This is a genomic window from Streptomyces sp. NPDC026062 (genome assembly GCF_055568375.1).
In genome coordinates, this window is the sequence record NZ_JBVHOQ010000022.1 from 22666 (window position 1) to 42180 (window position 19515).

A 19515-nucleotide genomic window follows, 5' to 3' on the forward strand; every position below is an offset into this window, starting at 1 on the left:
GTCAGCCGCTGCCGAACCCTCCGGCCTTGACGCCCGCCACGAAGGAGGTGAACGAGGCGGAGGGGACGCTCAGGACCGGGCCGGCCGGGACCTTGGAGTCACGGACGGGGACGAGGCCGCGCGAGAAGACAAGGTTGGTGGCGACCTCGACGCAGTCGCCGCCGTTGTTGCTGTACGAGGACGTGAACCAACGGGGGGTTTCAGTCGTCACGGGATGCCCTTTCCCAACTCACTGATCATGGCCACGGACACAACACTCCTACGGGAGTGGTTCCCACTCCACGCGCCGCTGATGCGCCGACAACAAGAAGCCCCGCCGCACACCGCACGACGGGACCGCTCCGGCATGGAGTACGGGTCAGACCGCGCCGAACCCTCCACCCTTGACGCCCGCCACGAAGGAGGTGAACGAGGCGGCGGGAACGGCCAGGGCCGGCCCGCCCGGGTTCTTGGAGTCACGGACGGGAACGACGCCGCGCGAGGCGACCAGGTTGGTGGCGACCTCGACGCAGTCACCGCCGTTGGAGCTGTACGAGGACGTGAACCAACGGGGGGATTCAGTCGTCACTGGATGCCCTTTCCCAACTCACTGATCATGGCCACGGACACAACACTCCTACGGGAGTGGTTCCCACCCCACACGCCCCTGATGCGCCGACAACAAGAAGCCCCGCCGCACACCGCACGACGGGACCGCTCCGGCATGGAGTACGGGTCAGACCGCGCCGAACCCTCCGCCCTTGACGCCCGCCACGAAGGAGGTGAACGAGGCGGCGGGAACGGCCAGGGCCGGCCCGCTCGGGTTCTTGGAGTCACGGACGGGGACTACGCCGCGCGAGGCGACGAGGTTGGTGGCGACCTCAAGGCAGTTGCCGCCGTTGTTGCTGTACGAGGACTTGAACCAACGGGGGGATTCGGTCGTCACTGGATGCCCTTTCGCAACTCACTGATCATGGCCATGGATGCCGCTGGTGACATCGCTTCGCCCTGTAGTTGATGGTAGGCGGTCAACATGGGCACCACGGAAGAGGTTTCCCGGTCCAGGTGGCCCTGAGCCTGAGACTCCGCATAGCAGAGCACCGACCGGTCTGACATCGTCAGCAAGTTGACGGGCAGGTCGAACGTGCGACGCTCTCCTATCACGTACGGCGCCACCTGGAGCAAGGTGTTCGGCCTCTCCGCGAACTCGATCAAGCGCGCTAGCTGGCCATCCATCACTGCGGCCCCGCCAATGGGCCGCCGAACGCAGCTTTCGTCCAGGATGACGAATACCATGGGGGGCCGGGTTCGCATCAGCGCCTCCTGTCGCGCCGCCAGGAACGAGACGCGTTCCTCGGCCTGCTCGGGCGTGATGGCGCCCAGCCGGACGGCACTGTCGGCAAGCACACGCGCATACTCTGGTGTCTGCAACAGCCCGGAGACGATCCCGATCTCGAACAGCCGGATCTCCACAGCCCGGCCCTCGTAGCTGACGTACTCCGGGAAGCCCTCCAGCAGATTGCCGTGCTTGATCTCCCGCCACTCCCGCTCGAACGAGTCGGAATTGCCGACTGTGCCCAAAGCGACGTCAGCTCTGCGTGAGAATGGCAGCGTTGGCGACTTGCGGCCAGTTTCGATCGCCGAGATGTGCCGGCCCGAGCAGCCGACCAGTCCGCCCAGGTGGTCCTGGGTCCAGCCGCGCTGCTCGCGCAGTCTGCGTAAACGCGCCCCGTATGCCGCCTGCGCACTTGCTTCGGGATTCAATTCTTTACGGTTTACCAATGTGCCCTCCCCTTTCGCCACGTTGAAGACAGTCTCAGCCTAGGCCACTCTGAACGCCCTTGGTAGTGGAATGACTACAGAGAGGTGCGGCCAATGTCTGAGCAGAATCGCCTCCAACCCCCGCCCGCCGGAACCCTCGTGGTGGACCGGGGCCGTAAGGACCGCGTCGGCGAGTTCCGGGGCGTCGCAGGCCCGTACTGGGCTCTGCGGCCGGTCGGCGGGGGGCCCGAGTGGGAGGCCGTCCCCGCTTGCGTCCGGTGCGCGACCCGTGACGAGGCCCTCGGCGCCCGTACCGCGTACGAGAACGCCAGGAGCCGGGGGAAGTGGCATGACCGGCCGCAGCGACACCGCCGCCGAGCCCGCCGAGCCCGACGAGTGCCGGACCTGCCAGGAGTTCGAGCTGGCCGAAGCCGTGGCCCGGAGCGAGCGGGACGAGAGCCGGGCGACCGACTGCCGGGTGCTGCGAAAGCGGCACCGGGACTCCGCACACGCCGCGCGCGGGAAGCAGCGGGGGGCGCAGTCGTGAAGCGGTTCCCCGATGAGGCGAGCGAGTCGCCCCCGGCGTGGGACCGCGTCGGCTCGGACCCGGAGTCCCGCGCACAGTTCTTCGCCGCGCTGGACCTGGCGATCGAGAGGCGTGCGGTCGAGCACGCGGCCGCGCTGGAGGCGTTCGCGGCCGCTGTCGAAGCAGTGGTTGCGGAATCGAAGGCCGCGGAAGGTCTCCGCGAGCGCGCCGCGTGAGCGGTGTGGAGTACGGGGCGGAGATCACCGTGACCGACGGGCGGCGTCCCGTTCCGCTGGGCGAAGCCGTGGTGCGCAACCGCCGGCTCGCCCTCCGGTGGCTGCGGCGGCAGGCGCTCCGGCTCGTCGAGGCACGCGCGGCCCCGTTCGGCCCGGGGCGTTCCGGAGGGACGGACGTACGGTCGGCCGTGCTGCGCAGCTCCGCCGTGCTGGACGGGCTCCGGGGCTGGGCCGAGGACCCCGGACAGCAGGACCGGGCGATGGCGCGGCTGGAATCCGGGTGCCCCGAGGCGTTCACCGTGGTCGACCCCGTCGCCGGACTGCTGGTGATGCTCGCCGTGCGGAGCTCAGGCAGGGACCAGCCGTCGGCAGGCGGCCGATGACGCTCGGCGTCCCCGCGTACGGCGCCTCACGGCAGCACCCGTACCAGCGCGTCCAGCGCACCCGCCCACGCGCTGTCGGCCGGCGTTCCGTAACCGATGACCAGCGCCTCGCGCCCCGTCTCGGCGTCCGGGTGCCGGAAGAAGGACAGGCCCTGCACGGTGAGGCCCTGCCAGGCCGCCGACCGGATCACCGACGCCTCGCTGCCCTCCGGGAGTTCGAGTACGGCGTGCAGCCCGGCGGCGATTCCGCTGACGCGGATGTCGGGGGCCCGCTCCGCCAGGGCCGCGACCAGTTCGTCGCGGCGGTTGCGGTAGCGCAGCCGCATGGAGCGCACATGCCGGTCGTACGCGCCGGAGGCGATGAACTCCGCCAGTGTCAGCTGGTCCAGCGCGCTCGACGCCCAGGCGCTCCAGCCCTTGGCCTCGGCCACCTCGCCCGCCATGGACGGCGGCACCACCATCCACCCCAGCCGCAGCGCCGGAGCCAGGGACTTGCTGGCCGTCCCCAGGTACACGACTCGTTCGGGGTCCAGTCCCTGGAGTGCGCCGACCGGCTGGCGGTCGTAGCGGAACTCCCCGTCGTAGTCGTCCTCCAGGATCAGCCCGCCGGTGCTGCGCGCCCAGTCGACCGCCGCGGCCCGGCGGTCGGGGTGGAGCGGTACCCCGGTCGGGAACTGGTGCGCGGGTGTCAGAAGCACCGCGCCCGCCTCCCCCATCCCGTGCAACTCGCCGGTCCGGGAACCGAGACCGTCGAGCGGCAGGCAGGGGGTACGCAGTCCGGCGCCGGTGAGCAGGCCCGCGTGCATGTCCAGCCCGTACGACTCGACGGCCACCTCGCGCACACCGCGCTCGCGCAGCACCTTCCCCATGATCGTCAGCCCGTGGACGAAGCCGGCGCAGAGCACTATGCGTTCGGGATCCGCGTACACCCCGCGGGCGCGGGCCAGATAGTCGGCGAGCACCGTGCGCAGCTCGACGCGGCCGCGCGGGTCGCCGTAGCCGAAGGCCTCGTTGGGTGCGTGGGTGAGGGCGCGGCGGGCCGCCTTCAGCCAGGCGGCGCGCGGGAACGTCGCCAGGTCGGGCGAGCCGGGCATCAGGCTGTACGTGGCGCTGCTGCGGGGCGGCCGGGTGCGCGGCGGCCTGGTGGCGGACGGGCGCGGCTCGGACCGCCGCGCGACGCTGGTGCCGGAGCCCTGCCGGGCGGTGAGCCAGCCCTCGGCGACCAGTTCGGCGTAGGCGTCGGCGACGGTGTTGCGGGCGATGCCGAGGTCGGCGGCGAGCACCCGGGAGGACGGCAGCCGGGTCCCGGGCGCCAGCCGGCCGGTCCGAGCCGCTTCCCGCAGGGCGTCCGTGAGCCCGGCCCGCAGCCCGCTCGATCCGGTGAGGTCGAGATGCAGGTCGGAACCGAAAGTGGCCCGGATATCCGTCATGGAATTGGACCATACAGGTGTGCCATTCGCCGCGTAGCGTCATATCCATGACGACGAACGAGCACAGCCACGCAACGTCCGAGTACACCCCCGAGCACACCCCCCGCATGCAGTGGACCGAGCACGCCCCCGACGTCTACAAGGCCATGGCCCGGCTGGAGGCCGCGTCCCGCAAGGGGATCGACCCGGTCGTGGCCGAGCTGGTGAAGATCCGGTCCTCACAGCTCAACCATTGCGCGTTCTGCCTCGACATGCACACCAAGGACGCGCTGGCCGCGGGTGAGTCCATCGAGCGGATCGTGCAGCTCAGCGCCTGGGAGGAGTCGCAGCACTTCTACACGCCGAAGGAGATCGCGGCGATCGAGCTGACCGAGGCGGTCACCGTCCTGACGGACGGCTTCGTGCCGGACGAGGTGTACGCGAAGGCCGCCGAGCACTTCGACGAGGCCGAACTCGCCCACCTCATCGCCGCGATCATCACGATCAACGCCTGGAACCGGTTCGCCGTGACCACCCGGATGGTTCCGGGCCACTACACCCCCGGCGACCACTGATCCCGGCGCCCGCGCCCCGCACCGCCCACCTCAGGAGCCCTCGCCCATGACCGCGTCCGCACTCCGCGCCCTGCACCACGGCCGCCCCTCCGGCGATCCGCTGGTCCTCCCCGGCCCGTGGGACGCGGCGAGCGCCCGCGTCCTCGCCGACGCGGGGTTCCCGGCCCTGGCCACCCCGAGCGCGGGGATCGCGGCCTCGCTGGGGTACGAGGACGGGGCGACGCCCGCCGACGAGATGTTCGCGGCGGTGGCGCGGATCGCCCGCGCCGTCTCCGTACCCGTGTCGGCGGACATCGAGGCCGGGTACGGGCTGGCGCCGGAGGAACTGGTGGAGCGGCTGCTCGACGCCGGGGCCGTCGGCTGCAATCTGGAGGACACGGTGGACGGGAGTCTCGTGGACGCCGGGTGGCAGGCGGACCGGCTGGCGGCGGTGCGGGCCGCCGCCGGGGACGAGCTGTTCGTCAACGCCCGGGTGGACACGTACGTCACCGGCGTCCCGGAGGGCACCGGCCAGGAGGCCGAGACGGTGCGCCGCGCGCTGCTGTACGTGGCGGCGGGCGCCGACGGCGTCTACCCGATCCTGGCACCGCCCGAGGCGCTCCCCCGTCTGGCCGCCGCCGTACGGGTGCCGCTGAACGCCCTCGCCCTGCCGGACGGTCCGGACCCACGGCGCCTCGGTGCGCTGGGCGCCGCCCGCGTCACCTTCGGCCCCGGCCTCCAGCGCCGCGCCATGGCGGCCCTGGGCGGGTTCGCCACCGCGCTCTGACGACACGTGCTCCGGCGGCCCTGCCGGGAAACGCCACCGCCCCCGGCAGCGACTGCTGCCGGGGGCGGTGGCGTCCGAGTGTCCCCCAGGGAGAGACGTGCCCCCAGAGGAGACGTACGGATCAGATCCGATCAGATCAGGCCGAGCTCGCGGACCGCGTCGCGCTCCTCGGTGAGCTCCTTCACCGACGCGTCGATGCGCGCACGGGAGAACTCGTTGATGTCCAGGCCCTGGACGATCTTGTAGGTGCCGTTCTCGGTGGTGACCGGGAAGGACGAGATGATGCCCTCGGGGACGCCGTAGGAGCCGTCCGACGGGATGCCCATCGAGGTCCAGTCGCCCGCGGCGGTGCCGTTGACCCAGGTGTGCACGTGGTCGATGGCGGCGTTGGCGGCCGAGGCGGCCGAGGACGCGCCACGGGCCTCGATGATCGCGGCGCCGCGCTTGGCGACGGTCGGGATGAAGGTGTCGGCCAGCCAGGCCTCGTCGTTGACGAGCTCGGCGGCGTTCTTCCCGGCGACCTCCGCGTGGAAGATGTCCGGGTACTGGGTGGCCGAGTGGTTGCCCCAGATCGTCAGCTTCTTGATGTCGGAGACGGCGGCACCGGTCTTGGCGGCCAGCTGCGAGATCGCGCGGTTGTGGTCCAGACGGGTCATCGCGGTGAAGCGCTCCGCCGGTACGTCCGGGGCGGCGGCCTGCGCGATGAGCGCGTTGGTGTTGGCCGGGTTGCCGACGACGAGGACCTTGATGTCGTCCGCGGCGTTGTCGTTGATCGCCTTGCCCTGCGGCTTGAAGATGCCGCCGTTGGCGGAGAGCAGGTCGCCGCGCTCCATGCCCTTGGTGCGGGGGCGGGCGCCGACGAGCAGGGCGACGTTGGCACCGGCGAAGCCGACGTTGGCGTCGTCGGTGATCTCGATGTTGCGCAGCAGCGGGAAGGCGCAGTCGTCGAGCTCCATCGCGGTGCCCTCGGCGGCCTTCAGCCCCTGAGGGATCTCCAGGAGACGCAGGTTGACCGGCACGTCCGGGCCGAGCAGGTGGCCGGAGGCGATGCGGAAGAGCAGCGCGTAGCCGATCTGGCCGGCTGCGCCGGTCACGGTGACATTCACGGGAGTGCGGGTCATGGCGATCTCCGTTAGACAGCTGGCGGTGGGGGCTACTGGCCCCTGGTGCTGGACATCCCTTGAATCTTGATGTGAAGAGATATCCAGCGATCAGGCTATCCGACCCGGAAGCCCTCGGCCCCCCGCCCCCCTGTGGCACCGCCCACAGCCGGTCACCCGCGGCGGCCCCGGCCCGGTGCCCCCGCCGGGCGCGCACCGGCGCCGCCGCGGCCTCGCGCCCCCGGGTACTCGCACGCCCCCGGCCGTGGCGGCCAGGGGCGGGACGGCACCGTTGCCCAGCGATCACACAGTGGCGGAATGGTCACTTCCGTGCCACAGGCCACAGTCATCCCTTGAACCCTCGATCCCGGTCGACAAGGCTGGTTCCAGGACGGGGCAAGGCCGCTCAAGTCGCCACGTTCCGGAGGTTTTTCACTCCGGTACGCCCCGCCTCCGGTGTCCGTCCCTTCTCGGGGGAGGGGACGGCCACCGTCTCATCGGATCGTGAAGTGCACCGCGTCCTCCAGGAACGGGATGTCCAGCCACGGTTTGGGCTGCGCCATGAGCGACAGCATCACGATGAGGACGCCCAGCAGTCCGTACGTCACCAGGTCGGTGAAGCGGGACCGCACCGCGAGCATGCCCACCGACGGGACCAGCAGCCGCAGGACCGCGCCCCCGATGAGCGCCACCCCGATCAGGATCGTGCCGATCCTGAAGGCCTGCTCGAAGGGGTCGGCGGCCACGATCAGCAGACCGGCCCCGGCCGTGCAGAGCACGGCCAGCAGCGGCCACTGGCGGGCGGGTGCGAGAGCGTCCCCGCCCGCCGCCCGTCCGCCGCCCTCGGGACGCGCGGTGTCCCGGGTGAACGACGGGAAACGCCGCGACCGGCGCGCCGAGGACGCCGCCGGAGGCGCAGGCGGCTCGGACGACGTGCCGGGGCCGGGCTCCGGGTGGCTGCCGGTGCGGCCGTCCGGATCCCCGTCCACGCCCTCGCCCTCGCCCTTGCCCTCGCCCTTGCCCTCGCCCTCGCCCTCGCCCTCGCCCTCGCCCTCGCCCTCGCCCAGACCCTCGGCCGGGAGGCCGACCTCACCCAGACCCTCGGCCGGGAGGCCGGCCTCGTCCTGGGCCGGGACGTCGGTCGCATCCGCGGCCCGGAGATCGGCCGTGGCACCGGCCGTGCCCGGTGTCCGCTCGCCGGCCGGGCCGGTCGCCGATGCGGCCCGGTCGGCCGGACTCGTACCAGCACCCATGGGGTTCCTTCCGGGTCGGATCGACCGGCTCAGACGGCGTCGGCGGCGTCGCGCTCGGCCGCCTCGACCACGTTGACGAGCAGCTGGGCGCGGGTCATCGGGCCGACACCGCCGGGGTTGGGCGAGATCCAGGCGGCGACCTCGGCCACGCCCGGGTGGACATCGCCGACGATCTTGCCGTTCTCGTCGCGGCTGACGCCGACGTCGAGCACAGCAGCGCCCGGCTTCACGTCCTCCGGCTTGATGATGTGCGGCACGCCGGCGGCGGCCACGATGATGTCGGCCCGGCGGAGGTGGGAGGAGAGGTCACGGGTACCGGTGTGGCACTGGGTCACCGTGGCGTTCTCGGACTTGCGCGTCAGCAGCAGCGGGATCGACCGGCCGATGGTGACACCGCGTCCGACGACCACGACGTGTGCCCCGTTGATCTCGACACCGTGGTGACGCAGCAGCTGCACGACGCCCTGCGGGGTGCAGGGCAGCGGGCCCTGCTCGTTGAGCACGAGACGGCCCAGGCTCATCGGGTGCAGACCGTCGGCGTCCTTGGCCGGGTCCATGAGCTCCAGGACGCGGTTGGTGTCGATCCCCTTGGGCAGGGGCAGCTGCACGATGTAACCGGTGCACGCGGGGTCGGCGTTGAGTTCGCGGACGACGTCCTCGATCTCCTCCTGCGTGGCGGTGTCGGGGAGTTCGCGCTGGATGGAGCCGATGCCGACCTGGGCGCAGTCCTTGTGCTTGCCGTTCACGTACCACCTGCTGCCCGGGTCGTCCCCGACCAGCAGGGTTCCCAGGCCGGGGGTGATACCCCGGGCCTTGAGGGCCGCCACGCGGACGGTGAGATCGGACTTGATCGCGGCTGCGGTGGCTTTGCCATCGAGAATCTGGGCAGTCATGGTGCCATTCTCGCGGATGACCCCGCCCGCGGACCAATTGCAGGTACCACCCATGGACACAAGGTTGCACTTGGACAACTTCTTACGTGGGCGGCTGGACAAACTTACGTTCCGCTTATAACGATTAAGGCCGCAGTGCCGCAGAAGTACCCGGGGGGCGGACCGCTGATGTTTTCTTTCCTCCGTGCGGCCGCATTCGTCCCCGTACGTCCGTTGGAGGAACGCCCAGATGAGCTTCGGCGACCCGAACCCGAACAACCCCTACGGGCAGCAGCCCGGTCAGCCGCCCCAGGGACAGCCGGGTTACGGCTACCCGCAGCAGGCCCCCCAGGGCGTCCCGCCGCAGGGTCAGCCGGGTTACGGCTACCCGCAGCAGCCGGGCCAGGCTCCGTACGGCGCGCCCCCGCAGTATCCGGGTCAGCCCGGCGGCCAGCTGCCCGAGGGCTTCGCGAACGTGCCCGGTCTGGGACCGGTGGAGGTCGGCACGTACGGTGCCCGCTTCGGCGCGCGACTGCTCGACATGATCTTCGCGTACATCGTGGTGATCGTGATCAACATGATCATCTTCGGTGCCGCGTTCGCGGGCATCAGCTCGGACGACGAGGCATCGGCCGGGCTGGCCGTGGGATCCATGTTCGGAGCCCTGCTCGTCTCGGCACTGACGTTCATCTTCTACGACGTCATCTTCGTCAGCGCGATGGGTACCACGCCCGGCAAGATGATCCTCGGCATGCGGATCGTCAACTCCCGGACCGGCCAGAAGCCGACCTTCGGCCCGGCACTCGTCCGCTGGGGCTTCCCGATCGGCCTCGGCTACATCACGTGCTTCCTGGGCTACGTGCTGATCGTGATATCGCCGTTCTTCGACAACACCGGTCAGCTGCGCGGCTGGCACGACAAGGCCGCGAACACCCTGGTCATCAAGAAGTAACGCACCGCGGCAACGCACGAAGGGCCGGTCTCCCCGAACTCGTTCGGGGAGACCGGCCCTTCGCCGTGAGGATCAGTGGAAGAAGTGCCGCGTACCCGTGAAGTACATCGTCACGCCCGCCTTCTTCGCGGCCTCGACCACCAGCTCGTCACGGACCGAACCGCCCGGCTGGGCCACGGCCTTGATGCCGGCCTCGGTCAGGATCTCCAGCCCGTCGGGGAAGGGGAAGAAGGCGTCGGAGGCCGCGTACGCGCCCCGGGCCCGCTCCTCGCCCGCGCGCTCGACGGCGAGCTTCGCGGAGTCGACGCGGTTGACCTGGCCCATGCCGACGCCGACCGAGGCGCCGTCCTTGGCGAGCAGGATCGCGTTGGACTTGACCGCGCGGCACGCCTTCCACGCGAAGGAGAGCTCCCGGAGCTCTTCGGCGGAGAGCGCATCGCCGGTGGCGAGCGTCCAGTTGGCCGGGTCGTCGCCCTCGGCCTGGAGACGGTCGGTGACCTGGAGCAGCGCGCCGCCGTCGATCGGCTTGACCTCGACCTCGGAGGACGGGGCGTCGGGGCAGCGCAGCACGCGGATGTTCTTCTTGCGGGCGAGGATCTCGACCGCGCCGTCCTCGTACGCCGGGGCGACGATGACCTCGGTGAAGATCTCCGCGACCTGCTCGGCCATGGCGACCGTCACCGGACGGTTGACGGCGATGACGCCGCCGTACGCCGACAGCGGGTCACAGGCGTGCGCGTTGCGGTGCGCCTCGGCGATGTCGTCGGCGATCGCGATGCCGCACGGGTTGGCGTGCTTGATGATCGCGACGCACGGCTCGGTGTGGTCGTACGCGGCCCGCCGCGCGGCGTCGGTGTCCGTGTAGTTGTTGTACGACATCTCCTTGCCGTGCAGCTGCTCCGCCGCGGCGAGGCCGCCGGTGCCGGAGGTGTACAGCGCGGCGGGCTGGTGCGGGTTCTCGCCGTAGCGCAGGACGTTCTTGCGCGCGTAGGTCGCACCGGTGAAGTCGGGGAAGCCCGAGTCGTCGGCTGCGGCGTAGTCGTCGGCGAACCAGGAGGCGACGGCCACGTCGTACGCGGCGGTGTGCTGGAAGGCCTCGGCGGCGAGCCGCTTGCGGGCGGTCAGGTCGAAGCCCCCGGCCTTGACGGCGGCCAGGACGTCGGCGTAGCGCTCGGGGCTGGTGACGACGGCGACCGAGGGGTGGTTCTTGGCGGCGGCACGGACCATCGACGGGCCGCCGATGTCGATCTGCTCGACGCACTCGTCGTCCGAGGCGCCGGAGGCGACGGTCGCCTTGAACGGGTAGAGGTTGACGACCACCAGGTCGAACGGCTCCACGCCGAGCTCGGCGAGCTGCTCGCGGTGGGCGTCCAGACGCAGGTCGGCCAGGATGCCGGCGTGGACGCGGGGGTGCAGCGTCTTGACGCGGCCGTCGAGGCACTCGGGGAAGCCGGTGAGCTCCTCGACCTTGGTGACCGGCACTCCGGCGGCCGCGATCTTCCCGGCGGTGGAGCCGGTGGAGACCAGCTCGACACCCGCCTCGTGCAGACCGCGCGCGAGGTCTTCGAGCCCCGTCTTGTCGTAGACGCTGACCAGGGCGCGGCGGATGGGCTTATTCACCGACATGAGCGAGATGAACCTTTCGTCCCTCAATGCGATAGCCGTCACGGGCGAGCCGCCCCACGGCCTCGACGAGCAGCTTGCGCTCGACTTCCTTGATGCGTTCATGGAGAGCGGCTTCGCCCTCCGGGGTGTCCTCTTCGGTCACCTCGACCACGCCCTGCGCGATGATCGGACCGGTGTCGACGCCGTCGTCGACGAAGTGGACGGTGCACCCGGTGACCTTCACGCCGTACGCGAGCGCGTCGCGCACCCCGTGCGCACCGGGAAAGCTGGGAAGCAGGGCGGGGTGGGTGTTGATGAACCGGCCGCCGAACCGGGCAAGGAACTCCTTGCCCACGATCTTCATGAAGCCCGCGGACACGACGAGGTCCGGGCGGTGCTCGGCCGTGGCGGCGGCGAGTGCCGCGTCCCACTCCGCGCGCGAGGCGTGGTCCTTGACGCGGCACACGAAGGTGGGGATCCCGGCACGCTCGGCCCGCTCCAGGCCGACGATGGAGTCACGGTCCGCGCCGACGGCCACGATCCGGGCGCCGTACCCCTCGGGGTCGTCACCGATCGCGTCGAGCAGGGCTTGGAGGTTCGTACCGGAACCGGAGACCAGCACGACCAGGCGGGCCGGTCCGGCGGAGGAGAGCGGGGAGGCCACGGCTGGGCCCTTTCTCGCGTGTGGAGCAGTTCGAAACGGCCGCACCACCCGCCACATTGCGGGACCGGCGGCACGACGGCCATGCTGTTTGTACGGTCGTACGAAAGAATCGCACCCCTCGATACGGGGAACTCTACGAACGGGCCGACCGTCAGCAACGATACCGGCACCTCGGAAGGCCCTCGTCTGACGGGGGTGAGGGTCCGGTGGCCGCCGGCCCGGCAGGGGCGGGCGGCTGTCAGGTGGCGGCTGCCGGCCACCCTGCCCGTACGCCCAGCTTTCGGCGCCTCCGCGCCGGAGGGTAGCGTCAGGGGACAGCGAACCGTCCACCGGGCGGAAATGACGAGATGGGGAAGACGTTCACCACATGCCGGACCCACGACGCACCGCCTTCCGCCACCCGCTGCCCGAGCTGTCCACACCGCTGATGCGTGAGCGCCAGTCCCCCACGCCGGGCCCCTCCTCCTCTTCCTCCGCTTCTTCCTCGTCGACTCCGCCCTCGTCCTCCGGGTCCTCCGGCTCCGGGTCCTCCGGCCCCGACGACGACAACCCGTTCGCCGCACCGCCCGAGGGCCGCCCCGACCAGCCGTGGCAGCCGCGCCGCCCGGTCAACGGCGGCACGAACGGCAACGGCGAGGGCAACGGCGACTCCGGGGACGGGTCCGAGGGGGGCTCCTCCGACAAGCGGCCCGTCTGGGGCAGCCAGTGGAGCAGCCACCAGCCGGGGCGCCAGAGCGGCAACTTCGGCGGGCGGCCCGCAGGACCCGGTGGCCAGGGCGGCGGACGGGGCGGCCCCGACGGCTCGCGCGGCGGCCCGCGCTGGGACCCGACCGACCCGGTCCAGCGTCGCGCCCGCTACTCGCTGCTCTCCGGCATGTGGGCCTTCTTCTTCGCGCTCTTCGACCTCCAGGAGATCGCGCTGCTGCTCGGCGCACTCGCCACCTACTGGTCGATCAGCGCGCTCCGGGCCAAGCCGACGGATCCGTCGGCGCCGGGAGCGGCCGACGGAGCGGCCGGGGCCCCCGGCACTGCCGCCTCCGGACCGGGCCACGGCTCCGCACCCGGCACCTCGTCCGCGCCGGGACCGATCACCGGATCCACGGCCGCGGCCGGTCCGCAGGGAACCCACTACATCCAGCGCGGCAGCCGGCAGCAGACGACGGCCGCGGTCAGCGGACTGGTGACGGCGCTGATCGCCCTGTCCATCGTCGCGACGACATTCACCGTGCAGCTGGTCTACCGGGACTACTACACCTGTGTGAACGACGCCCTCACCAAGACGGGCCAGCTGTCCTGCAACGACCTGCTGCCGAAGCCGCTGGAGCCCTTCTTCGGCGTCAAGGAGTAGCGTCCCGAGGACCGGCCGGCCTGTGCGGTGCGGCCGGTCCGTGAGGCGTGGCCGGTCCGGCCGTCGTGGAGTCGGGTGCGGGCGCGGATACGGGCTCTCCGGCTGCCGAGGGCGCTGCGGGCGCCGCGGACCGGGTCGGCCCCACCTCGGACCCCTTCGCGTGCCAGGGGTCGGTCGGCAGGAAGTCGTACGCGTCGAACTCGGCGTCCTCGTCGTTCTCGTCGTACGTGTCGTACGTGTCGAACTCGTCGAACGCGTCGTCCTCGCCGGTCCGACGGGGGCCGGCCGGACGCGGTACGGACACGGGGGCCTCGTCCGCTCCGGATCCGCCCGGCCGGGAGCCGCGCCCCGGCCACCACCCGCGCCTGGCCTTCCCTGTCTCGTCCTCCGCCTCGCCCCGGGGATTCCCGGGGTTCCCTGCCTTCCCTGCCTTCCGCGCCTCGCTCCCGGACCTGCGGGCCTCGTTCGCACCGCCCGGAACGGCGCCCGCCACCTCGGCCGCCCGCTCTTCGTCCGGCGTACGCCCACGAAGCCGCCAGGCCCGCAGCAACAGCGCCACCGGGACGGCGAGCGCCGCCGTCCACACCAGGGCCGCCGCCCCCGTGAGCCACCAGACGGGTCCGAACCGTGCCAGCGCGTGGGTCCCGAGCGGCCCTCCGGCCGCCGCCGCCAGCAGGGCCGCGCCCATTCCGCAGCCGACCGCCGCCAGAGCGGTGACGAGCGCCGTCTCCCGCGGGCTCCACGCCTCCTCGCGCTCGCCGTGGGCGGGTGCCGCCCTTCGTACGGTGAACCAGGCGACCATCGCCGCGGCCGCGACCGGCACCGCCGCGGCCGCCCAGTTCAAGGGCGCCCCCGGTCCCTGAGCAGGCAGCGCGGCCAGCAGCGGGAAGTCCGGCAGCGAGGGGCGCCCCCCGAAGGCGACCGGAGTGGCCGTGGACGCCGTACCGAGCGCGAAGCCGGGGCCGAGCCCGTACGCCGCGCCCCACACCGCGGCGTTCGGCACCAGCGCCAGCGCCAGCAGGAGCACCGCGATCCGCCCGGCCCAGTCGCCGGAAAGCCGCAGGAACGACTCCTGGACCGGTTCCGCGTGCCACACCAGCGCCGCCGCGGTCACCACGGCACCCCCGCCGAGCAGGGCCGCCACCCCGGCCGCCGCGGACCGGCCCACCGCCTCCGCGCGCTGCGCGAAGCGGGAGCGCGCCATCGCCTCGTGCAGCCGCACGGGCGCCCAGGAGGGCGGTGGCCCGAGCGGACGTCCCGAGGCCGTCCACACCCCGGCGGCCGCCGCGCCCACCACCACGAGGACCGCCGGAAACAGCAGGGAGAACGGACGCGCGGACGGTGAGGAACCCCGGGCGTAGAGCGCGACAGCCGCTCCGACCAGCAGATATCCCCCCGTCACCAGGGCGAACGCGCCACCGGGCGAGGGGGCTCCGCGCCCCTCCTCGGGCTCCATCACATCCCTGGCAGCCCGGTGCACCAGCCAGACGGGCAGGGCCGTGAGGAGCAGCGGAACGACGCCGACGGGAGCCGGCGCCCCGGTCAGGGTGTCGGTCCTGATGAGTTCGGCGCCGTGCGCGAGCAGCCAGAGACCCGCCGCCGCGTGGACGGCCTCACCGGCGCCGCTGTCGGGTGCCGGGGAACTGATCCAGAGCACCACGACGAGCACGGCGACGGAGCCCAGTCCCAGCCCCGCCGCGACGGCGCCGCGCAGCAGCGCCCGCGCCTGCACGGCGGACCGTCCGTGCTCTGCCGGCAACGACGGTCCGCGTTCGGTCATTTGGGTCACACCGCCATGTTCCCAACGACACGCGCTTATTCCATGTAACGCGCGAACAGCCGCTGTGTCGCTCAATATACGTTTATGTACTTTTTCAGCCCGTGCCGGCCGGGCGAGGGGCCTTCATGACGCAGAGCACGACCGGTACGGCCACTGCCCAACCGCTCCCCTCGCCCAAGGAGCGACGCAGGCTGCGCGAGGCGAAGTCACTGACCGAGGAGCAGGTCGCGGCTGCCGTGGGCGTCACCCGGGCCACGGTCAGGGCCTGGGAAACGGGCCGCACCACCCCGCGCGGACGCAAGCGCGAGGCCTACGCGCGGCTGATCGGAACCGGCGGTACGCGGTCCACCGCACGCCCCTCCGCCGTCAAGCCCGCTACTCCGAACAACCCGCCGAGGGCCGCCGCCGCGCGGCGGGCCCGGTCGGCCGCGGCCGCGAAGGCGACCGAGAGTGAGACGCGGAAGGCTGTCACGCCTTCGGCTCCGAAGGCTGCCGAACCTCGCTCGGCGCCGTCCACCGAGCCCCGTCCGCCGACCCCCGTCGAAGCCACCGGGAGCGACGCCATGGATCCGACCGAGCCCCCAGGCACCTCCGTACCCGAGACTGCGGAGGCTACGGAGGTGACAGAGGCTGCCAAGGTGGCTGAGGCGGCAGAGGTGGTTGAGGTAGCCGAGATGCCCAAGGCTGCTGGGGCGGTTCAGGTTGCTGGGATTGCTGAGGTGGCTGGGACTGCTGAGGTTGCTGCGGCTCGGGCGGTTCAGGCGGCTGAGGCAGTTCCGGTGGTTCAGGCAGTTCCGGTGGTTCAGGCGGCTGAGGCGGCTGAGGCGGCCGGTACAGCAGGAGGAGCCGACGGGGCCGGGCTCTCGCCCGCCGAGGCGTTCGACGCGTTGTACCGGCACTCCGCCGCCGCGCTCTACCGCCAGACCTATCTGCTGACCGGCCGCCGCGCCCTCTCCCGGGAGGCAGTCGGCAAGGCCTTCGAGCTGGCCTGGCAGCGCTGGCCGGAGGTCGCCGTGGACCGCGACCCGGTGGGCTGGGTACGGGCGGCCGCCTACGAGTACGCGATGTCGCCGTGGCACCGGCTGCGCCGCGAGCACCGGCACCCCGACCCGCCGCCCGAGGCGCCCGGCCCGCGCGCCCTGCTCGGCGCGCTGCTGGCCCTGCCGCCCTCGTACCGCCGCACCCTGCTGCTGCACGACGGGGTCGGCCTGGGGCTGCCGGAGACCGCCGCGGAGACCGAGGCGAGTACTCCGGCGGCGGCCGGACGACTGGTGAACGCGCGGGCCTCGGTAGCCGAGCAGCTGCCCGAGCTCGCCGGTCCCCCGACGCCGGACGAACAGTCCGCGCTGCTGCGCGAACACCTCGGCGCGCTCGCCCTCGCCCAGCCCGTGTCCTCGCTCCCGGTTCCGGACCTGATCCGGACAGGCTGCGAGCGCAAGGCGCAGCTGTGGACCCGTGCGGCCGTCGCGTTCACCGTGCTGCTGATCGGGCTGACGCTGATCACCCTGGCGACAGCCCCGAGGCAGTACGAGACGCCCGAGTCGCCCCCGCAGCGAATTGAGGGGGTGCCTCCGCTCGGCGGCCCGCAGAAGCTCACGCCGCAGGACAAGAAACTGCAGAAGAAGCTCGGCAGTGAACTGGGGCGCGGTCCGGGCCGGCTGGTCCCCCAGGTCGGCTGATCCCGCAGGAGGGCTGGTCCCCCGGGGTGGTTGTGATTCCCCTGGGTGGCCGGTCCGGCAGGCTCCCGGTGGTCCGTCCCCGGACGCACAAGAACGCGGGCCCACATCCCGACGAGGGGATGCGGGCCCGCGTTCTTGTGCGTGACGCGTTCCTGCGGTGGTGCTCCGGCGCGGTGAGGCGTCAGGGCATCAGTCGCCAGGCGTCAGGCGCCGAGGATCTCGCGCGCCAGCTTGGCGGTCTCGGTCGGCGTCTTGCCGACCTTGACGCCGGCGGCCTCAAGGGCCTCCTTCTTGGCCTGGGCGGTGCCGGAGGAGCCGGAGACGATGGCACCGGCGTGGCCCATGGTCTTGCCCTCGGGGGCGGTGAAGCCCGCGACGTAACCGACGACCGGCTTGGTGACATTCTTCGCGATGAAGTCCGCCGCACGCTCCTCGGCGTCGCCACCGATCTCACCGATCATGACGATCAGGTCGGTCTCGGGGTCGGCCTCGAACGCCGCGAGGGCGTCGATGTGCGTCGTACCGATGACCGGGTCGCCACCGATGCCGACGGCGGACGAGAAGCCGATGTCACGGAGCTCGTACATCATCTGGTAGGTCAGCGTGCCGGACTTCGACACGAGACCGATGCGGCCGGGCTTGGTGATGTCGCCCGGGATGATGCCGGCGTTGGACTGGCCGGGGGTGATGAGACCCGGGCAGTTCGGACCGATGATCCGGGTCTTGTTGCCCTTGGCGCCGGCGTACGCCCAGAAGGCGGCCGAGTCGTGGACGGCGATGCCCTCGGTGATCACGACGGCGAGCGGGATCTCGGCGTCGATCGCCTCGATGACGGCGGCCTTCGAGAAGGCCGGCGGCACGAAGAGGACGGACACGTTCGCGCCGGTCTTCTCCATCGCCTCGGCGACGGAACCGAAGACCGGTACCTCGGTGCCGTCGAAGTCGACGGACGTGCCGGCCTTGCGCGGGTTCACGCCGCCGACGATGTTGGTGCCGTCGGCGAGCATGAGCTTGGTGTGCTTCATGCCCGTAGAGCCGGTCATCCCCTGGACGATGACCTTGCTGTCCTTGGTGAGGAAGATAGCCATGGTGGTCTGAGTCCCTCTTCCTTACTTCGCAGCCGCGGCGAGCTCGGCGGCCTTGTCGGCCGCGCCGTCCATGGTGTCCACGCGCTGAACGAGCGGGTGGTTGGCGTCGGAAAGGATCTTGCGACCCAGCTCCGCGTTGTTGCCGTCAAGGCGCACGACGAGCGGCTTGGTAACCGCTTCGCCCTTGGACTTGAGCAGTTCGAGCGCCTGGACGATGCCGTTGGCGACCTCGTCGCAGGCGGTGATGCCACCGAAGACGTTGACGAACACGGACTTGACGTCCGGGTCGCCGAGGATGATCTCCAGGCCGTTCGCCATGACCTCTGCGGAGGCGCCGCCACCGATGTCGAGGAAGTTGGCGGGCTTCACGTTGCCGTGGTTCTCACCGGCGTACGCGACGACGTCCAGGGTCGACATGACCAGACCGGCACCGTTACCGATGATGCCGACCTCGCCCTCGAGCTTGACGTAGTTGAGGTTCTTGGCCTTGGCGGCGGCCTCGAGCGGGTTGGCCGCGGCCTTGTCCTCGAGCGCCTCGTGACCCGGCTGACGGAAGTCGGCGTTCTCGTCGAGAGACACCTTTCCGTCCAGCGCCAGGATGCGGCCGTCCTTGGTCTTCACCAGCGGGTTGACCTCGACGAGGAGGGCGTCCTCGGCAACGAAGGTGTCCCACAGGGTGACCAGGGCCTCGGCGACGCCCTCGGCCACGTCGGCCGGGAACTTCGCCTGGGCCACGATCTCGCGGGCCTTGGCGATGTCGACGCCGTCAACGGCGTTGACCGGGACCTTCGCGAGGGCCTCGGGGGTCTTCTCCGCGACCTCCTCGATGTCCATGCCGCCCTGCACCGAGGCCATGGCCAGGAAGGTGCGGTTGGTGCGGTCGAGGAGGTACGAGACGTAGTACTCCGCCTCGATCTCCGGGGACAGCTCGGCGATCATCACCTTGTGGACCGTGTGGCCCTTGATGTCCATGCCGAGGATGTCGGTCGCCCGGGCGACCGCCTCGTCGGGGTCGGCGGCCAGCTTCACGCCACCGGCCTTGCCGCGGCCACCGACCTTCACCTGGGCCTTGACGACCGACTTGCCGCCCAGCCGCTCGGTCGCCTCGCGGGCTGCCTCAGGCGTCTCGATCACTTCACCGGCCAGCACCGGTACACCGTGCTTGGCGAAGAGGTCCCTCGCCTGGTACTCGAACAGGTCCACGCGCGTCCGTCCCTTATCAAATGGTCTCGCGGTTGGTTTTCTGCGTGGGCGTGCCGCGAGGGGCAACGTGACTGCTCTGTCACAAGGAAAGCGCACACGGTGACCGAATACGCGGCATGTCCGTCTCGCAGGTTATCCCCGAGCCCCGCATGACCCTAAATCGCAGATCCCACCTGGGCGGTGATTACGGTCACAGATCACGCTGGTGGCCGGGTCGCGGTGGACAAAACGGCCCGGGGCGACGGCGGGTCGGCATCCGACGCGACGATGCGCGCGCGAACCGTCCCAGGTCACGCAGGCCCCTGTCACCGGCGGGTCGGCGGACGGCAGTCGGCA

21 protein-coding genes and 2 pseudogenes are annotated in these 19515 nt (G+C 71.4%); 10 read left to right on the forward strand and 13 right to left on the reverse strand.

The genetic code is table 11. The features are described from left to right. Nucleotide 1: 1 nt before the first annotated feature. The 4 genes from ACZ4LX_RS20815 to ACZ4LX_RS20830 all read right to left on the reverse strand — a co-directional run bounded on the left by ACZ4LX_RS20815 (nt 2) and on the right by ACZ4LX_RS20830 (nt 1761). Complete coding sequence (locus tag ACZ4LX_RS20815; protein WP_467646628.1) at nt 2–211, reverse strand: DUF397 domain-containing protein; 210 nt, start codon at nt 209–211, stop codon at nt 2–4. A 147-nt stretch (nt 212–358) separates the two neighbouring features. Next, nucleotides 359–568, reverse strand: coding sequence for a DUF397 domain-containing protein (locus ACZ4LX_RS20820; protein WP_467646631.1), 210 nt, complete (start codon nt 566–568; stop codon nt 359–361). A gap of 147 nt (nt 569–715) precedes the next feature. Next, entirely contained in the window at nt 716–925 is a 210-nt protein-coding gene (locus tag ACZ4LX_RS20825; RefSeq protein ID WP_467646634.1) for a DUF397 domain-containing protein, read from the reverse strand. Next, nucleotides 922–1761, reverse strand: coding sequence for a helix-turn-helix domain-containing protein (locus ACZ4LX_RS20830; RefSeq protein WP_467646935.1), 840 nt, complete (start codon nt 1759–1761; stop codon nt 922–924). Before ACZ4LX_RS20830 ends, ACZ4LX_RS20825 begins: the two co-directional genes overlap by 4 nt. Nucleotides 1762–1854: 93 nt before the next feature. On the opposite strand from ACZ4LX_RS20830, the pseudogene ACZ4LX_RS20835 reads away from it, so the two are divergent. The 4 genes and pseudogenes from ACZ4LX_RS20835 to ACZ4LX_RS20850 all read left to right on the forward strand — a co-directional run. Continuing rightward, nucleotides 1855–2085, forward strand: a pseudogene (locus tag ACZ4LX_RS20835) (hypothetical protein); the annotation flags it as partial. Nucleotides 2086–2089: 4 nt separating this feature from the next. Next, nucleotides 2090–2287, forward strand: a complete 198-nt coding sequence (locus ACZ4LX_RS20840; protein ID WP_467646636.1) for a hypothetical protein — start codon at nt 2090–2092, stop codon at nt 2285–2287. Beyond that, nucleotides 2284–2502 carry a hypothetical protein gene (locus ACZ4LX_RS20845; protein ID WP_467646958.1) on the forward strand — a complete coding sequence of 73 codons (219 nt, stop codon included), beginning with the start codon at nt 2284–2286 and terminating at the stop codon, nt 2500–2502. The genes ACZ4LX_RS20840 and ACZ4LX_RS20845 overlap by 4 nt, the downstream gene beginning before the upstream one ends. Next, nucleotides 2499–2885 (forward strand): hypothetical protein, encoded by a 387-nt coding sequence (locus tag ACZ4LX_RS20850; RefSeq protein WP_467646640.1) that lies wholly within the window; start codon nt 2499–2501, stop codon nt 2883–2885. The genes ACZ4LX_RS20845 and ACZ4LX_RS20850 overlap by 4 nt, the downstream gene beginning before the upstream one ends. 26 nt (nt 2886–2911) lie before the next feature. On the opposite strand, the gene pdxR is transcribed toward ACZ4LX_RS20850, so the two are convergent. Next, complete coding sequence (pdxR, locus tag ACZ4LX_RS20855) at nt 2912–4315, reverse strand: MocR-like pyridoxine biosynthesis transcription factor PdxR (protein WP_467646644.1); 1404 nt, start codon at nt 4313–4315, stop codon at nt 2912–2914. Nucleotides 4316–4362: 47 nt separating this feature from the next. Here pdxR and ACZ4LX_RS20860 point away from each other — a divergent pair, with 47 nt between their 5' ends. Then, the gene (locus tag ACZ4LX_RS20860; RefSeq protein WP_467646648.1) at nt 4363–4869 is read left to right on the forward strand and encodes a carboxymuconolactone decarboxylase family protein; all 507 of its coding nucleotides are present in this window, start codon (nt 4363–4365) and stop codon (nt 4867–4869) included. Nucleotides 4870–4915: 46 nt separating this feature from the next. Then, nucleotides 4916–5635, forward strand: a complete 720-nt coding sequence (locus tag ACZ4LX_RS20865; protein ID WP_467646650.1) for an isocitrate lyase/PEP mutase family protein — start codon at nt 4916–4918, stop codon at nt 5633–5635. Between the two features lie 131 nt (nt 5636–5766). Here ACZ4LX_RS20865 and ACZ4LX_RS20870 read toward each other — a convergent pair whose 3' ends face one another. The 3 genes from ACZ4LX_RS20870 to ACZ4LX_RS20880 form a co-directional block, all read right to left on the reverse strand. Then, complete coding sequence (locus ACZ4LX_RS20870) at nt 5767–6756, reverse strand: malate dehydrogenase (RefSeq protein ID WP_136327632.1); 990 nt, start codon at nt 6754–6756, stop codon at nt 5767–5769. A 473-nt stretch (nt 6757–7229) separates the two neighbouring features. Next, a complete protein-coding gene (locus ACZ4LX_RS20875) occupies nt 7230–7988 on the reverse strand; it encodes a DUF3017 domain-containing protein (RefSeq protein ID WP_467646656.1) in 759 nt (252 codons plus the stop codon). A 29-nt stretch (nt 7989–8017) separates the two neighbouring features. Continuing rightward, nucleotides 8018–8881, reverse strand: coding sequence for a bifunctional methylenetetrahydrofolate dehydrogenase/methenyltetrahydrofolate cyclohydrolase (locus tag ACZ4LX_RS20880; RefSeq protein WP_467646659.1), 864 nt, complete (start codon nt 8879–8881; stop codon nt 8018–8020). Between the two features lie 229 nt (nt 8882–9110). Between ACZ4LX_RS20880 and ACZ4LX_RS20885 the strand changes: the two genes are divergently transcribed. Continuing rightward, entirely contained in the window at nt 9111–9812 is a 702-nt protein-coding gene (locus ACZ4LX_RS20885; RefSeq protein ID WP_467646662.1) for an RDD family protein, read from the forward strand. A gap of 72 nt (nt 9813–9884) precedes the next feature. Here ACZ4LX_RS20885 and purH read toward each other — a convergent pair whose 3' ends face one another. Both purH and purN read right to left on the reverse strand, forming a co-directional pair. After that, nucleotides 9885–11438, reverse strand: a complete 1554-nt coding sequence (purH, locus tag ACZ4LX_RS20890) for a bifunctional phosphoribosylaminoimidazolecarboxamide formyltransferase/IMP cyclohydrolase (RefSeq protein ID WP_467646667.1) — start codon at nt 11436–11438, stop codon at nt 9885–9887. Then, nucleotides 11425–12081 carry a phosphoribosylglycinamide formyltransferase gene (gene purN / locus ACZ4LX_RS20895; RefSeq protein ID WP_467646672.1) on the reverse strand — a complete coding sequence of 219 codons (657 nt, stop codon included), beginning with the start codon at nt 12079–12081 and terminating at the stop codon, nt 11425–11427. Before purN ends, purH begins: the two co-directional genes overlap by 14 nt. Before the next feature lie 367 nt (nt 12082–12448). Here purN and ACZ4LX_RS20900 point away from each other — a divergent pair, with 367 nt between their 5' ends. Then, nucleotides 12449–13429 (forward strand): hypothetical protein, encoded by a 981-nt coding sequence (locus ACZ4LX_RS20900; protein WP_467646677.1) that lies wholly within the window; start codon nt 12449–12451, stop codon nt 13427–13429. Here the strand turns inward: ACZ4LX_RS20900 and ACZ4LX_RS20905 are convergent. Then, entirely contained in the window at nt 13419–15209 is a 1791-nt protein-coding gene (locus ACZ4LX_RS20905; RefSeq protein WP_467646938.1) for a cell division protein PerM, read from the reverse strand. The genes ACZ4LX_RS20900 and ACZ4LX_RS20905 overlap by 11 nt on opposite strands. Before the next feature lie 125 nt (nt 15210–15334). Here ACZ4LX_RS20905 and ACZ4LX_RS20910 point away from each other — a divergent pair. Together ACZ4LX_RS20910 and ACZ4LX_RS20915 are read left to right on the forward strand one after the other, a co-directional pair. Next, nucleotides 15335–15490: pseudogene (locus ACZ4LX_RS20910) on the forward strand (helix-turn-helix transcriptional regulator); the annotation flags it as partial. A gap of 516 nt (nt 15491–16006) precedes the next feature. After that, complete coding sequence (locus tag ACZ4LX_RS20915; RefSeq protein WP_467646961.1) at nt 16007–16888, forward strand: SigE family RNA polymerase sigma factor; 882 nt, start codon at nt 16007–16009, stop codon at nt 16886–16888. Nucleotides 16889–17091: 203 nt separating this feature from the next. Here ACZ4LX_RS20915 and sucD read toward each other — a convergent pair whose 3' ends face one another. Together sucD and sucC are read right to left on the reverse strand one after the other, a co-directional pair. Beyond that, the gene (gene sucD, locus ACZ4LX_RS20920; protein ID WP_467646680.1) at nt 17092–17976 is read right to left on the reverse strand and encodes a succinate--CoA ligase subunit alpha; all 885 of its coding nucleotides are present in this window, start codon (nt 17974–17976) and stop codon (nt 17092–17094) included. A 21-nt stretch (nt 17977–17997) separates the two neighbouring features. After that, the gene (gene sucC / locus ACZ4LX_RS20925) at nt 17998–19179 is read right to left on the reverse strand and encodes an ADP-forming succinate--CoA ligase subunit beta (protein ID WP_467646685.1); all 1182 of its coding nucleotides are present in this window, start codon (nt 19177–19179) and stop codon (nt 17998–18000) included. Nucleotides 19180–19515 lie beyond the last annotated feature (336 nt).